Origin of the sequence: Bradyrhizobium niftali, from assembly GCF_004571025.1 — a bacterium.
Lineage (GTDB): Bacteria > Pseudomonadota > Alphaproteobacteria > Rhizobiales > Xanthobacteraceae > Bradyrhizobium > Bradyrhizobium niftali.
Window position 1 is genome coordinate 1 of record NZ_SPQT01000063.1, and the last position, 14,862, is coordinate 14,862.

12 protein-coding genes and 4 pseudogenes are annotated in these 14,862 nt (G+C 59.5%); 4 read left to right on the forward strand and 12 right to left on the reverse strand.

Annotated elements, in window-relative coordinates; all coding sequences use genetic code 11:
* Together E4K65_RS45025 and E4K65_RS45030 are read right to left on the reverse strand one after the other, a co-directional pair.
* Nucleotides 1–233: transposase family protein (locus tag E4K65_RS45025; protein ID WP_135179556.1), on the reverse strand; the 233-nt coding region annotated here is incomplete at its 3' end.
* A gap of 317 nt (nucleotides 234–550) precedes the next feature.
* Complete coding sequence (locus tag E4K65_RS45030) at nucleotides 551–1,528, reverse strand: LysR substrate-binding domain-containing protein (protein ID WP_135179557.1); 978 nt, start codon at nucleotides 1,526–1,528, stop codon at nucleotides 551–553.
* Here E4K65_RS45030 and E4K65_RS45035 point away from each other — a divergent pair.
* Entirely contained in the window at nucleotides 1,512–2,606 is a 1,095-nt protein-coding gene (locus tag E4K65_RS45035) for a quinone oxidoreductase family protein (protein ID WP_235886032.1), read from the forward strand. The genes E4K65_RS45030 and E4K65_RS45035 overlap by 17 nt on opposite strands.
* A gap of 248 nt (nucleotides 2,607–2,854) precedes the next feature.
* Here E4K65_RS45035 and E4K65_RS45040 read toward each other — a convergent pair whose 3' ends face one another.
* The 4 genes from E4K65_RS45040 to E4K65_RS45055 form a co-directional block, all read right to left on the reverse strand.
* Complete coding sequence (locus E4K65_RS45040) at nucleotides 2,855–3,961, reverse strand: sigma-70 family RNA polymerase sigma factor (RefSeq protein ID WP_235886033.1); 1,107 nt, start codon at nucleotides 3,959–3,961, stop codon at nucleotides 2,855–2,857.
* Between the two features lie 6 nt (nucleotides 3,962–3,967).
* On the reverse strand, nucleotides 3,968–4,717 hold the full coding sequence (locus E4K65_RS45045) for an SDR family NAD(P)-dependent oxidoreductase (protein WP_135179558.1): 750 nt from the start codon (nucleotides 4,715–4,717) through the stop codon (nucleotides 3,968–3,970).
* 271 nt (nucleotides 4,718–4,988) lie between these two features.
* Nucleotides 4,989–5,792, reverse strand: coding sequence for an SDR family oxidoreductase (locus E4K65_RS45050; protein WP_135179559.1), 804 nt, complete (start codon nucleotides 5,790–5,792; stop codon nucleotides 4,989–4,991).
* A gap of 212 nt (nucleotides 5,793–6,004) precedes the next feature.
* Nucleotides 6,005–6,796 (reverse strand): SDR family NAD(P)-dependent oxidoreductase, encoded by a 792-nt coding sequence (locus E4K65_RS45055; RefSeq protein ID WP_135179560.1) that lies wholly within the window; start codon nucleotides 6,794–6,796, stop codon nucleotides 6,005–6,007.
* A 559-nt stretch (nucleotides 6,797–7,355) separates the two neighbouring features.
* Here E4K65_RS45055 and E4K65_RS49290 point away from each other — a divergent pair.
* Nucleotides 7,356–7,581, forward strand: a pseudogene (locus E4K65_RS49290) (LysR substrate-binding domain-containing protein); the annotation flags it as partial.
* A gap of 127 nt (nucleotides 7,582–7,708) precedes the next feature.
* Here E4K65_RS49290 and E4K65_RS50160 read toward each other — a convergent pair.
* The 4 genes and pseudogenes from E4K65_RS50160 to E4K65_RS45080 form a co-directional block, all read right to left on the reverse strand.
* Entirely contained in the window at nucleotides 7,709–7,861 is a 153-nt protein-coding gene (locus E4K65_RS50160; RefSeq protein WP_135179561.1) for a winged helix-turn-helix transcriptional regulator, read from the reverse strand.
* 144 nt (nucleotides 7,862–8,005) lie between these two features.
* Nucleotides 8,006–9,157: pseudogene (locus tag E4K65_RS45070) on the reverse strand (IS701 family transposase); the annotation flags it as partial.
* A gap of 28 nt (nucleotides 9,158–9,185) precedes the next feature.
* Nucleotides 9,186–9,407: pseudogene (locus E4K65_RS45075) on the reverse strand (winged helix-turn-helix transcriptional regulator); the annotation flags it as partial.
* A 388-nt stretch (nucleotides 9,408–9,795) separates the two neighbouring features.
* Nucleotides 9,796–10,803, reverse strand: coding sequence for a zinc-dependent alcohol dehydrogenase family protein (locus E4K65_RS45080; RefSeq protein ID WP_135179563.1), 1,008 nt, complete (start codon nucleotides 10,801–10,803; stop codon nucleotides 9,796–9,798).
* Between the two features lie 110 nt (nucleotides 10,804–10,913).
* Here E4K65_RS45080 and E4K65_RS45085 point away from each other — a divergent pair, with 110 nt between their 5' ends.
* The gene (locus E4K65_RS45085) at nucleotides 10,914–11,837 is read left to right on the forward strand and encodes a LysR family transcriptional regulator (RefSeq protein ID WP_135179564.1); all 924 of its coding nucleotides are present in this window, start codon (nucleotides 10,914–10,916) and stop codon (nucleotides 11,835–11,837) included.
* Between the two features lie 188 nt (nucleotides 11,838–12,025).
* Here the strand turns inward: E4K65_RS45085 and E4K65_RS45090 are convergent, their stop codons facing one another.
* On the reverse strand, nucleotides 12,026–12,661 hold the full coding sequence (locus tag E4K65_RS45090; RefSeq protein WP_135179565.1) for a LabA-like NYN domain-containing protein: 636 nt from the start codon (nucleotides 12,659–12,661) through the stop codon (nucleotides 12,026–12,028).
* A gap of 856 nt (nucleotides 12,662–13,517) precedes the next feature.
* Complete coding sequence (locus E4K65_RS45095; RefSeq protein ID WP_135179566.1) at nucleotides 13,518–13,901, reverse strand: YciI family protein; 384 nt, start codon at nucleotides 13,899–13,901, stop codon at nucleotides 13,518–13,520.
* A 738-nt stretch (nucleotides 13,902–14,639) separates the two neighbouring features.
* Between E4K65_RS45095 and E4K65_RS45100 the strand changes: the two are divergent.
* Nucleotides 14,640–14,862, forward strand: a pseudogene (locus E4K65_RS45100) (IS110 family transposase); the annotation flags it as partial.

The following is a 14,862-nucleotide window of genomic DNA, read 5'->3' on the forward strand; positions in this document are numbered from 1 at the left end:
GTGAAGCGCCGCGTGAGTAATCGGAGGCGCACCTTTCTGCCCGCTGATGGCAAATCGGCAACGTGCCGGACGTAGCGGCTATGGATGCGGCTCGACGCTGTCGCGCACAAAGGGCACCGAGCCTCCGCAGCTTCCGACCTAACAGACAGAATAAGCGAATCCATTGAGTCACTTACACCATCAACCACCAAACCACTCGGTACTAGCGATGAGATTTGAAAGCCCGTCCGCATGGCGCTGATTCTCCGTTTGAGAACCACAGTCGCCCGGCAAACTTCATCGGAAATGAGTCAGACCCCAACATTGACCCCACACGAGATGAGCATTCCGGTGATGGTTCAAGGAATTGGGCGGTGTTGGGCGGGGTCAACCTTCGGCGCCGATCGGGGGTCAAACCGTACGCCGAATAACAATTTGGAATATCGTGTTGAAGTCGCGTTCTCAGTGAGGGTGACTGGGGCCACTTGAAGACTTAGTGTCAGAAAACGGTAGGATCGTGGATGACATGCGTCAATCAAACCTTGACCGCCTGGGACCCGCTAGTCATGCTTCAGTGTGGCTGCCCTTTTTCTGCGGGACCCAGTTGTTGGCGAACCAGTTGCCGCATCCACTCCAGTGCAGCATTCCGCTCGTCGCGGACTCGCCAAGTCATCGCGACGGCGAAGGAGGGGCCATCGAATGGCAGCTCGTGCATAGTCAGCCCGAAGGCGCTGGCGAGCGCGGCGCCCGCGGTGCGCGGCACATTCGCGATCAAGCCGCTCGATCGAAGCAGGAACGGAAGGGCAGCGAAGCTTTCGGTCACAACCCTGACAGAACGGCTCAGGCCTAGGTCCGCGAGGGCTTCGTCGATCCTGCCACGCAAGCTGCCGGTCGCCGACACGAGTACATGTCCTGCCGACACATACTCCTGAAGCGACATCGGCCGACTTGGATCGAAGAGATCAGCGTCGCTCAGAACCACAAACGTTTCCTGCAGAAGATCCTCGCAAGTATGCCTCAAATCGACTTCAGAAGGTCTTGCGCTCACTACAATGTCAGCTATCTCATCGTCGAGGAGCGCGGCGGCTCGTTTGTAGTCGCCGTGTCGCACGGTCAATCTGAGGCCCGGTGCAACGCGAGCCAGCAATCGCTGCAAACGGGATGTTAGGACGATTTCCAGATCCTCTGATAGAGCAAGTCGAAGCGTTCCGGTTGCTTCTGCGGGATCGAAGGCCTTTGGACTCATCGCCTCGCAGATCATTGCCAACGCTGGACTGACACGTTCGTAGAGACCTCGTGCAAAACTGGTCGGCTCCAAGCCCCGTCTGCCCCGAATGAAAAGCGCATCGGACGTGATGGCCCGAAGTCGCTTGATTGCCATGCTTACCCCTGAAGATCCAAGATAGAGCCGTCCAGCGGCCTCCTGCACCGAACCGTGCCTAAAGACCATCGCGAAAACCACGAGCAAATTCAGGTCTATTCGACGAAGCACCGCCTCGTCGAAGCTGATTGGGGCAAACAATTCAGCGCTGGTGATCTCGCTCTTCACGCAAATCAATTTGCCAGAACAATCCCTCGCGCGCAACGTCCTGATCGCAAGGCGCGTTCGGTATTTCGAACTTCGAGGAATGATGATGCAGGCTTACGGAGTGATGGCATTCCGGACCGACACGCTCGAAGAAGTGTCGCTGCCAGACCCCGTGGCGGGAGCAGGACAAGTGCTGATCCGAAATCGGGCGGCCGGCGTAAACAATATCGACCTGCTGATACGGCAAGGTTTACTCCCGGCTGAGGCGACGCCCTTACCGCACGTATTGGGCGTCGAGGGTGCCGGCGTTATCCAAGACATTGGAGCGGGAGTAGACGGTCTAAGTATTGGCGATCGCGTGATCTGGCTGGGCAATCTGGGCGCGGGCGGCTACGCGCCCTTTACCGCGATAGACGCCACCTACGTTGCAAAGATCGCAGACACCATTTCGTTCGAGGTCGCCGCCGCCGCTCCGGTCGCGTACGCTACCGCCCGCAACACCATCTTCTCCTATGGAGCCCCGGACACTGGAGCCTGGGTCCTCGTCCATTCTGCAGCGGGTGGAGTTGGAGTCGCAGCCTTACAGGTCGCTCGCAACGCGGGCTTACGGACGATCGCACTCACGAGTTCTGGAAAGCTGGACTTTGCACTCTCGCAGGGAGCGACTGTCGCAATCGACCGTAGCGCAAGAGACGTGGTCCACCAGATATTGGACATTACCGGGGGGCAGGGAGTGGCTCTCAGCTTGAACTCGGTGGGGGGGCCCACGATATTGCGGGACCTAAGGGTGCTGAGTGATTTCGGTCAGATCATAAGCTTCGGGCATCTCGGCGGCGCGCCCGAGGGTACCGCCGTCGATTTGCTAACTCCCTATTTTAACAAGAGCATCGGGATCAGGAGTTCGGATCTTTATACGCTCTGGAGAACCAGGAAGGACGCCTTCAAAGCGATGCTTCAGCAGATTGCGACGGATCTGGAAACCTGCGCCATCAATCCACAGGTTCATTGTGTCTTGCCGAGCGCAGAAGCGATCATCGCACATGAGGGGCTAAAGTCGGGACGTGCCATGGGAAAGTTCGTCCTTCGCCACGACCCCTGATTTGCAAGATGCCGGGCCAGCGCGCGAATTTTCTCAAACGATGCACGTGTCCCTACAGAAGTTCCTCGACGCGATACTTTCTTCAAAAGAGACGATGGCCGCGGAACATCGCATGCGGTAAGTGTCCCGGCCGGACGACTGGCTCCCGCGTTCTAGGAAGTTCGGCAGGTAACGCGGCTCCGTTGCTCAAGGAGCAACTATCCACGCTCCGCCCGCGGCAGCCGGAGCGATGCCAGGCAACCCGCTTCTTAGGCCAGATGCAGCGTGGAACGTAGTTCGCCACCCAGGTCATCCGGAAGAATGAGCGGAAGTCCAAAGGCGTGAAACAGCCGTGGACTCTCGGGTTTCACAAAAAGGGTCAGGGCGGCAATCATGTCATGCTCAATCGAGAGCACTTGGATAGAGTGCGCGCCCCACGGTGCGCTGGCGTGGAGACGGGAATAGGCTGCGAAGGCGGGCTGTCCGTTAGCTGCCGTCGGGACCAAGCGATAGCCATCATAGTTCTTCCAGGCCCACTCAAAGAAAGTTCGGATTGCACGGCGCCCGGCATACCACTGCGGCAATGGTGGCATGGTGTACGTCGCATCTTCCTTGAGAAGAGCCACAAAACTATCGAGATCAAGCTCCTCCCAAGCCCGCAAATAGCGACCGAGGAGCTCCTTCTGCGCGCGGTTCGGTTGGGATGCAACGACCGGTTGACCGTTGGGATAGCGTTTGGCGAGCGTCTCGCGCGCCCGCTGCAGAGCGCTGTTGACCGAGGGGATCGAACCGCCGAGCAGTGTTGCGGCTTCAGCAGCAGCCCAACCCAGTACATCGCACAGCAAGAGCACGGCGCGCTGGCGGGGCGGCAGCTGCTGGATGGCCGCAACAAAGGCCAGCTGCACGGCCTCCCGCGACGCAAACCGCGCCTCCGGATTGGGCGCGTCGTCGACGGCGCCTTCCAAATTTGAGCTGGGGTAAGGTTCGAGCCACGCGACGTCGGACGCCGGTGTGCCGTTCGGCATCTCCGCGGTTGCGGGAGCGCGCTGGTCGGGTAGCCAACGCTGCGCGCTCTTGCGGCTGGCGAGCGCGTTCAGGCAGGCATTCGTGGCTATCTGGTACAGCCATGCGCGAAATGATCCGCGTCCCTCAAACCTTTCAAAACTGCTCCAGGCTCGAAGATAGGTCTCTTGCACGAGGTCTTCAGCCTCGTGCAATGAACCGAGCATACGGTAACAATGCAGTTTGAGCTCACGGCGGAACGGTTCGGCGAGCCGTTCAAACTTCCTGTCTGAACGGTTCGAGGGTTGGGCCTGATGTGGCGGATCCGCAGCAGTCATCGCAATCGATATCGGGTTTCCGGTGTTCCTTTTCAAGGTGGGTCATGACCGCACGGGTTCAAGGCCTTTGCCGGAGACGATGAACACGTGTTCCTTGGAGCGACTAGGGTTCGTCACGAGCGCGATGAGTCCACTCGCGGCATCAGACGACGTAGGTGGCGAGTCCAGGCTCCGAATGAAATCAGCGGCCGATATGCCGAGATACCCCGAATAGCCAGCGACAGCATGCCTTCCGAGCTCGGTGTCCGGCATGATGCGCGGTGCAAGCGCTAAGAACCGCAGGCCAAGTCCAAGACGGTCCGACTCCTTCTGACTATAGTTTGCGATGAATATCTGCGTACGTTTAGCGCCAGCGTAACCTCCGGTTAGCGGCGACCCGGCGAATGCGGCACCGCTCGACACCAGAATAACCGAAGTGCTGGGGGGCAGAGGTTCCGACAGAGCTGCCTTGCAGAAGTTAAATGCGATTCTGACGTCGCTCTCCCAGTTCACAGCGAAGTCCTGCCAGCTTTGCTTGTATAGCGGCGCGGTCGGCGGAAGCGCTCCCGCGCATAGAACCAGGATGTTGGGTTTCAGAATGCTAAATACCTTTGAAGGCGCGTCCGCATCAGTTGCATCGGCCGCCAGAACCTCGATACCAGATGTCTCTTCGGCCAATTGCCGCAGCGGCCCCTCGCGTCGTGCCACGGCAAGCACCCGCGCACCATTGCTATGAGCCTCCTCCACGATTCGCCGCCCGACTCCTCGGCTACCGCCAACCACCACCATGTTCTTGCCCGTCAATGCAAGCATACCGCCCTCCTGGTCCCCAGTGTTCACTTCTACCCACCGTGTAAGCAGACCGAAGATCGTCGGTGGGAGTCGATCTCGTTTTGCTGTTGTCCAACTTATCGGGTATATGCGGCGGACATTCGGATGCCCACAAAATCACGTCCGGCCCCTTGCTGGTTCGGGTCAGCAAGACGGGCCACGTCTGGACAGAAGCCCTTGCGCGGCGTTTGCTCGCCGCTGGCACGCGGAGTCCCGAAGCACGCCTCAAATTACCTAGGCCACACATCTGACCTCATGTGTAAGACAGACGTGGCGGCTTGGAATCATTGGCGCCTGCCGGCACAAGTTTCTTGGATGCCTTCCATAGCTGCCCGTTAATGAAGTTGGGAGCAAGGCGGCGCATGAACGCGAGCTGCTTGGACTGCCCTGGTCGGATCTCGAGTGCACCCGCCTTGAAGGATTCAAACGATTGCTTCACCAACTCGTCAGTGGTGATCAGGGTGATGCCATCGTCCTCGCGAAGATCTGACGTCATCTCGGTCTTCACCGCCGGTGGCATGAGTTCGATGATCTCCACACCAGTTTCCTCCAACTGGAAACGGAGCGATTGGGTATAGGAATGGATCGCCGCCTTAGTTGCGCAGTAGATCGGCAAGCAGGGCAGCGGCACGAAGGCCAGGGCGGAAGACACGTTGATCAGAGTACCCTTGTTGGCTTTGAGCAGGTCAATGAATGCGGACGTCATGCGCATCACGCCTCCCGCATTGACGTTCAACTCCACCGTCAGGCCGGCAAGGTCGGCCGTCGTGCTCTTGAGGTTCTTGTAAAGACTGATGCCGGCGTTGTTCATCAACACATCGAGCTTGGGAAAGTTCGCCTTCACATGCGCAGCGAGGGCCGCGATCTGAGCAGGATCCGCGACGTCGCTCTGGATCGTATGGAGCTTCGGGTGCCTCGCCTTCACCTCATCGAGCACCGTCTGCCGCCGACCGGTAACGATGACCAGGTTGCCGAGTTCGATGAACTTAAGTGCGAAGGCGAGACCGATGCCGGCAGAGCCTCCGGTGATGAGGATTGTACGGCCGGTGAGCTTCATGGGAGTCCTTTCATATTACTGCGCGTGCTGGAAGGCACGATGGAGACATTAGGGAGCAGATCAGTCCGCTTGAGGTTTGAATTTCGAGGTCCCGACGTCGTGCTCGCGAATCTCGATCATCTCGATACTCGGGACTCCCGCTCAACTGTCGGTCGCCCCAACTCAGAGCGACCAAAAGTGGCACGACCACACCAACGGAACCAAAGAAGGTGCTAATCGTCGAGGCTTCCGAGGCTCATGTTGACGACCGTTCCGGTCATCGCGCTTGCCTGATCGGAGGCAATAAAGGCGGCGACGTTGGCCATTTCCACGAGCGTCGGCAGCCGCCGCCCGTGGGTCCTACTTGCGATCAACTCGTGGAACTGGTCCCACGAAATTCCCCATGCTTTGGCGTGAAGGCCAAAGACTTCCTTGATGGTGCCGGATTCCGGCATCCCATGAGGTCGCAGACCAACCACCCGAATTCCCTGAGGCACGAGTTCGGCAGACAGATTCCGCGTGAGCGCCTCGACGGCAGCCATGGCCGGACCGACGCCTCCCATCAACGGAATGCCGATGCGCGAGGGGGTTGAAGTGACCGTCATGATCACTCCCGATTTCTTTTCAGCCATCCGCCGGGCAGCCGCGCGCGCGGTCAGGAAGTACGATTTCGTGTAAGTTGCGATCGGCAGCAAGAATTGATCCAGCGCCTGCTGGACCACGGGCACCCCCTGAAGGGTCGTGTTTCGAATGCCTACGGCGTTGAATGAGATGTCGATGCGGCCAACCGTATCGATCACCGACTGCAAGTGCGCATTGATTGCTTCTTCATCGAGAGCGTCGACCTCGGCAGCCTGGGCCGATCCTTCTGCGGAAGTAATTTCCTTGGCCAACGCGTCTACCGCTGCACGGTTGCGCCCGGTGAGAAAGAGCTTTGCTCCTTCGCGCGCAAAAGCGTGCGCCACGGCTCCGCCGACCGCGCCTCCGGCGCCGTAGATCACCGCAACCTTGTCTTTCAACATCATTACAGGTTCCTCGTTCTGTCTCTATCCACGATCGCGACACATCCCGACCACGTTCATAAGACCGCCCTGGCCACTGAATCTCATCGGTCCACGGAAGATTTTCTCGCGGCCCCTTCGACCCACTGCGAAGGCGGCCTCGCTTCCCCCTGCGCTCGGCCACATGCTCTTCGTTTCGACGCGGTGGCCAGAGAAGACTGGCCGTCAGCTTCGGTCGAAGACTCGATGCAGACCTTGAGCCGATGGAGCAATCCTTCCCAAAATTTGTGCAACTTCTCGTCAGAAGAGGCACTTGCGGCTACAGGTCGAAATCCATCGCGCATAATCAGTCCCAATCGATGTACGAGGACCACCACGTTCCGAGGACAGGCGTTTTGAGGCTGCCGGCGCCACGTCCTCGACGAACCCCTAGCCTCGTTGTCTGATCTCGGTGGAAGACCGTTCTCGCAGTGCAAATTCATCGGTGCTTGACGATTTTGTGATCAATCCAATCGGTTTGACGGCTGTCGGGCAAAACCATCCCAGGATGGGCTAACGCTCGCATAGAGCTAACCAAGTGACCCGGTTGAGGTTAGATGACCTCGACGCGCGGCGACCAGTGGCCTGGGGCTGGCGTGGCTTCCGTATTGGCTCATTCGCGAGCGGAGTCAGGCGCGCTTGTCCAACTACTGGAAGACGAGCCCTCATTTCCGTTCGACTGCTACGCACTGTGGACGCACAGGCCCCACCGCCCGCTCAAGGTCCGCCTTGCGGTCGATGCATTAGCAGCGGCGTTCCCAAGCTCGTGACGTGACATGCGACGGCTGTAAGCTGTACGACCGCTAGCATATCGCCTCGGTTCAAACTCAGCGGGCGCGGCTTTCCACTCCAACAGGCGGGCTGCCGCAGGCTGCCTAAGTGCTTGTGCGGGCGCGGTCACTTTGGCAAGGCGGCTCGTCGCCTGGCATTTGCGACTTGCTTCGCACGTTGCCGCTCAAGTCGCCCCTTACCGCACTGCAAAAGCATCCCGACCAATGGCCGAAGGGTTTCGCCCTCTTCGCTGAGCCTATATTCCACCCGGGGAGGCACCTCGGCATAGTCTTACTGCGTCATGGGCATCGACGACCATTCGATGCTGCGCTGGCGCCACAGCACGGACATCGCGGCAAGGTTTTGATGAGTGCGCGGATCAAGTGGGCGCGCATGGTTGCGATCGAGTTCGGGATGTGGCGTTCAGGCCGCGCGGGCGGAGCCTCTGGGTCGATAATCATCGGGTAAGCGAGGTACCGGGACTGGCGCGGCGGAACGAGGTCCTGAGGGGGGAATCGTCGCCTGCTCGGCGATTAGGAACCCATAGGCTGCGATGCACAGAGTTGCGTGGTGATGGAAGCCGCACCAACCGCGTCCCTCGTAATGACCGAGCCCGACCTCTTGCTTGAGCTCCTGGTAGTCACGCTCGATGCGCCAGCGCAGCTTGGCGAGGTCGACGAGCCGCTCGAAGCTGATGGTCTCCGGCATCGTGGCGAGCCAGTATTTGGCCGGCTCCGCATCGCCGTCTGGCCATTCGATCAACAGCCATTCCGGCGACAGCTTCTCGGGGATCAGTTTGTTGTACCCGACCCGGACACGCACACGCGCAAAGCGCGAGGACAACTGGTCGGCCGAGCCCTCGCGCCATGTCACCGTGCGCCAGGCTATCTTCGGTAGAGCAAGCGCCACCTCCTTGGCCGAGACCAAATCTGGCTCGTCGCGCCGGCCCGTATTGTTCATCGGCTTGTCCATGCGCCGCGGGCTGGTTTCGGGCCGCCACATCAACGTGTCCGGCAAGATGCCGACCACGTAAGCCACGCCCAATTCCCTTATGCCGGCGCGCAGCCGGGAGTCCCTGCCGTAAGCCGCATCCATTAACGCGACACCGCGCGGCAAGCCGGCCTCGCAGACCCAGCGGATCTGATCCAATGCAATCTCCGGCTTGGTCTTGAACTTGATCTCTTTCGGAACGCCCGCCTTCTTCCGCCGCGTGCGATCCTTCGTCCAAGCCTCCGGCAGGTACAGCCGATAAGCCACCGGAAGGCTGGCGGCTTGATTGGCGATCGAGAGCGACACCGCCACCTGATAATTGGCCTGCTTGCCGAGCTGGCCGCAATATTGGTGGTGTACGCCGACCGAATGCTTGCCTTGCTTGGGGAACGAGGTGTCGTCGATGATCCATGCCTCGATCGGCCCGTTCTTCTCGATCGCCGGCAGCACCATCTCGCGGACCTTGGCCAGAACGGCCTCGTCCGACCAGGCCGCATTGCCGACAAAATGCAGCAGTGATTGGTGCTGGGCTGCCGTCCGCGCCGGAGCCGTCCGCGCCGCCATCGGCTCAACGCTCTTGCGTTCGCAGGCGCGACCGAATGACTCAGTAAAAATAGACCGTTCTAACTACGAGTCCGGCCTCCTCCAATTCTCGCAATTGCTTCGTAAGCAGACGCTGCTTCACGCCGATCACGCGCCGGTTCAGTTCGTTGAAGCGAAGACAGCCGGCGTCTAACAAATGAAGGAGCACCACCCCCTTCCAACGACTATTCAATAGGTCGAGCGTAATCTCGACGGGGCAGCCGGAGACGTCCACGCATTGTTTGATCTTCACGCCGGTAGTTTCCTTATGGGAAGCTCGTTTTTCCCTGCTGAATGGCCTATGCCACGAAGAGTGCTCTAGCACTCAGGCAATCTGACAGTCGCAGTAAGGAATTTCTATTGGACTAACCGCCCGCGTAGTATGGGCTCTCGCCGTGATCGCCTTCACCCCAGCCGAGGGCACGAATACCACCATGCTTCTGCGTAAACTCGTTGTAGCCCAGAGCGGCGCGGCGTCTTCCCCACAGGCAAATGGTCCGCGACCGCGGCCGTCTTAGACAGAAGATGTGAGTCATGTAGCTCGGGCGAGTCTCGATCACAGACTACCAGTCAACACAATGCCAGGCTGGAGCATCTGCCGGGAACGCCCTCGCAACCATTAAGGGTTGTGCTTCCCCCGTTCAGAGAGTTACGACGACTTTGCCAAAGGGGCCCTTGGCGAAGGTATCGAGGGCAGAGAGGAAATCCGCGAACGTGAACTCGGCTTCGATCACCGGCTTCAGGCCGATCTGATCAACGGCCCGCACCAAGTTTTCGAGTCCGCGCCTATGTCCCACGTAAATCGCCTGGATCGTCGCCTGCGCCTGGATCGCGGGTACGGAAGGAAAGCTGGAATCGAAGCTGCCAATCACACCGATCAGCGAGATCCGGCCTCCCGGCGCTACCGCGGCCACCGAGCTTGCGAGGTTGGCGCCGCCTGCCATCTCGAGAATATGGTCGGCGCCCTGTCCGCCGGTGAGCTCCAGCACTGCCGCGGCCCAATCCGTTCTCGCAGTCCGGTTTATCCCGTGCCGCGCGCCAAGCGCCTTTGCTCGCTCCAGTTTGGAGTCGCTGCTGGAGGTGACGATCACCTCCGCGCCAGCGGCTGCGGCGATTTGGAGCGCGAAGATCGACATGCCACCTGTACCCTGGACCACCACGGTCTCACCGGGTCGCATTCGTCCAAGCTCTACAAGGCTGGTCCATGCGGTGAGTCCGCAGCACGGCAAGGTGCTCGCCTCAGCGTACGACAAACTCTCGGGCGCCTTGACCAACCAGGCCTCCGGCGCGACGACATACTCAGCCAGCACGCCCGGCACGGGCCCCCCGAAGCTTGGCACCACGCCGGCGATGCGCGGGGGCGGACCGTCCACCCAGCCCGCGTTGAAATTGTTGATGACACGGTCGCCGACGACGAAGCGCGACGCACCTGTACCCAAACCCTCGATCTCTCCGGCAAGATCCGAGCAGGGCGTGAATGGCAGACCGTAGGCTGCATAGCCGTTGTTGTCGATCGAGAGGCGATCACGATAGTTAAGGGACACGGCGCGAACGCGCACCAACACCTCGCCAGTACCGGGAAAAGGCTTCGGGGCCTCCACAAGCTTTAAACCACCTCGTCCGGACCCTAGAACCTGCCAAATCTTCATCACGCTCTCACCTGTCACGGCCCTATGAAAGCGGACTATAATGGAGCTTACACGTCCGCATTGGCGGTCATTTTTCTATTCAATGGCGACAGATTTTCTACCGAGGCAACATGGTTGATCGTTTGAACGGCATCTCCGTTTTCCTAGGAGCCGCAGACGCCGGCAGCTTCGCGCGTGCCTCTGAACAGCTCGGCCTAACCCGATCGGCGGTGGGCAAGACGATAGCGCGCTTAGAGGAGCGGCTGAGCGTCCGCCTCTTCAATCGCACAACCCGCGCGCAGAGCCTGACCGAGGAGGGCCAGACGTTTTATGAGTGTTGCCAACGTATCGTCGCCGAGCTCGATGCGGTCGAGGCGATGCTGAGTGGAGGTGGCCGCTCGCCGACAGGGGTGCTCCGCGTCAGCGCTCCTGTCCTGCTGGGCCGGCTCTGCGTCGCACCCGTTCTCGTTGGCTTGACCCGTCAGCACTCACTTATGGAGCTTGATCTTCGATTCGCGGACCAGCTTGTGGATCTCGTCGAGGAACGCATTGACTTGGCGGTACGCATCGGACCGTTGCCGGATCGCGCTGGACTGACGGCCAGCAGGCTGGGCGCATTCGACATGAAGGTGTGTGCAGCGCCGGCCTATATCGCGGCACGTGGCCGCCCATCTGACCTGGATGATCTCTCAGGCCACGATTGTCTCCCCTACGCTCGTCGTGGCGGGCGGGCCGAGCCGTGGCGGTTCGCGACGAAGGACGGCGCCGTGACAGAACTCTCCGTCGGCGGCCGTATTCGACTGGACGATCTGGAGGCGATTGCCGAGGCCGCGATCAATGGCGCCGGACTCGCTTGCCTTCCGGCGTGGCTAGTCGACAGCCAGCTTCAATCAGGCAGGCTCGTGAGTGTCCTCGATGACCACCGAGCGCTCGGTAACTCCGTCTACGCGGTCTGGTCGCAAACCGCACATGTGCCTTCGAAAGTCCGCGTGACCATAGACGAGCTTCGCCGCTGCATGCCGGTCAGGCTCGCTCGGCCAAGTGAAGCGCCGTGATCAGGTTCGCTCTCCGCCGGCAAGCGTCCCGAGTTCGCCGGTTAGCAGTCCCGCAGCTGCCTCGATCTCGGCAATCATAAACGCCAACGGCGCCCGCGTTAAGTTCGCGCGCCGCCACCCCGACGCAAAGGTCGCTCGGCTTTGCTGGCACACCGTAAGTTAGATGTCTGCAAAACCTCAAGAGCATCCTAGTTGCGAGGCTTGCCCCGAGAGCCGCTCTCTGGGCCCGCCTTCCCCGCGATCGTACGCCTCACGAACTGCACCTCACGACGACGCGGCTCGCGCAGCTGCCGCTCAGCCGGCTCTCGGGCGACATCTGACCGCAGCTCCAGTAAATCCGTGAATACATCCGCTTGTCGACGCAGCTCATCGGGTATCATTGGAGGCTGGCTAGAGATGGTCGAAATCACTGTGACCCGAACGCCGCGCCGCTGCATGGCAGCTACCAGGGAGCGGAAGTCGCCGTCACCGGAGAATAGGACCATTTGGTCGATGTGCTCGGCCAATTCCATGGCATCGATCGCGAGTTCGATATCGATATTGCCGCTGACTTTGCGCCGGCCAAAGGCATCGAAGAACTCTTTGCCCGTTTTGGTGACGACAGTATAGCCGTTGTAATCCAGCCAATCCACGAGCGGACGAATCGAGGAGTATTCCTCATCTTCGATCATCGCCGTGTAATAGAAGGCGCGCACCAAAATGCCGCGGCCCGGGAATTCTTTAAGCAACCGCTTGTAATCTACATCGAAACCGAGCGTCTTGGCCGTCACATGAAAATTAGTCCCGTCAATAAACAGCGCGATCTTACTAGCAGCAAATGACATTCAGCCCCTCGCTCGGCTGTGCTCATTCCGTCTGGAGATTGAATCGCCACGGTGGGTTACGACGCGGCTGATACCGGCTTTGGTGACAAAGAAAAGCGCTGTACCCACAAGCAAACGTTTGAATGAAAGGCCTCGAGCCCCTCTAAAGACTCGACAGCTAGCTGGCCTTCTCGGCATCGTCGGCGCCCATTCTACCGGGTGGAGCAGCATCTGCTGAACTTCTCTTATCTGCGATCTATCTGATCCGCTTTTTGCCCCAGCGCTGGCGTGGATCTGCCTGCCTGCTCGATTGAGGTCTCAAGCCGCCGAAGTAGCTGCTCCAAATGAATAACGGTCTCCGTTAACTGCCCGATCACTTGTCTCTCGAGACTCCCACAGGCGTTGGAATGCGGGTACAACACGAGGCGAGCGTCGCTTCTGTAGATGATCAAGTTCAAATCGAATTACGTTGCTCGTAGGGACCTCGAAGTGAGATTTCACCACGATGATCCTACTTTCTAGAGACCGCATTTTGCCTCCTCAATTCATTGACGGCGCCACCCGGACCAATGTGTAAGACCGGCTTGTCATCGAAATTTCATCGGTCCCTCACGAATTTTTTTGCCTCCTGGAACGCCTTGTCGAAACGTGGCTCATCCGCTGCAGCCCAAGCTCGGATTGCCGGTGGAGGTCTCGCTCCGACTGCTCCGGTGAGACTCCGCGCGAAGTTAGACGTCTCGGGCGTTAGCAAGCACTAATCTTGGGGGTAGTCGGGCAAATGGCCGGGTGGGTGATAGTTGCCCGACGGCGTGCTGTTGGACGGATCGCACGTTTCCCACTTGCGGTCGGGCCTAACCTTGGATCAGCGATCGGTGAATCAATTGGAGTTTATGAGGATAGCGGCTTCATACGGGTTTTCGAGACTAGCAATTGGCCGAATCTCGCAAGCGATAGGACCTTCAGCCCCACGAAGGGAACTCTCGACAAACGCCAACGCCTTGTCGAGATTTGAAGCCTTGATCACTTTAAAACTCAATAGCTCGTCCTTGGCGAAGTCATATGGGCCATCCATGACGACCGGTCGGACGCCCCCTCGAACAGTGACGGCCGTCGTAGTAGGCAAGAGCTGCACGTCCAGCTTGATTGCACTAGTCAGCTCCACAGAATTGCTGCCCGAGCCGTGGCGCGCCGATAAGCCGATTAGCGGTCTTAGTTCACCGATCGCGTCTTCGGAGCCATAGTAAAGCAAAGCATATAGCATTGACCAACTCCGGGAAATCCCGTGCCCGCGCGACGATGTCCGCACCGGCGCTACTCATTCCCCCTTGGGTCTATGACAGGCTGGACGGGCGAACTTCATCGGTCATACGAAAATTTGTTCGCCATGAGAGTTGTGCTCCAGCGTGGCTGCTCGGCATCGGCGCGATTACACTAGAGCTCCGATCGGTGGTCGTCAGACACACGGCCAAAGATATGCTGCGTTCCGCCGGTGCGCCGCCAGCTTCGGCCACTGCAGCAGCTATTGCCGCGACTTCGAGAATGAGCCGAACAACCCTCCGACGTTGACCAAAGGTCACCAAGTGGCCGTAGCAAGCTGTAAATAAGCACCCCCATCGGCTTCCAACATTGACCCCACACGAGATGAGCATTCCGGTGATGGTTCAAGGAATTGGGCGGTGTTGGGCGGGGTCAACCTTCGGCGCCGATCGGGGGTCAAACCGTACGCCGAATAACATGCGGTACCAAGAACTTCTCTTCGGTGCGTCTGTACTCAGCACCGCAAGTGCATTGCACAATTGTCACCATCCCGGTGATATGTGCTTCGGATCACGGAATTTCCAGTCCGGGCAACTTTCGTTGTTCTCTCGCGAGTTGGCCGTCGCTTTGTTGCCGCGGTCGAGTCGATGGACGGAGGGAAGTCCGTTAATGGGATGGTCCGGCCGTGCTCCTGCCCCGCCAGCGATAAGCTGGCCAGGGGCGCCAAGACAAGGAGCACGCCATGTCCCAGACACCCAATACCGCGATCGCCGTGATCGGCATCGATATCGGCAAAAACTCGTTCCATGTCGTGGGCCACGATACGCGCGGCGCCATCGTGCTGCGGCAAAAGTGGTCGCGTGGCCAAGTGGAGGCGCGGCTCGCCAATATGCCGCCTTGCCTGATCGGCATGGAAGCCTGCGTCGGCGCACATCATTTGAGCCGCAAACTCGCATCGCTTGGTC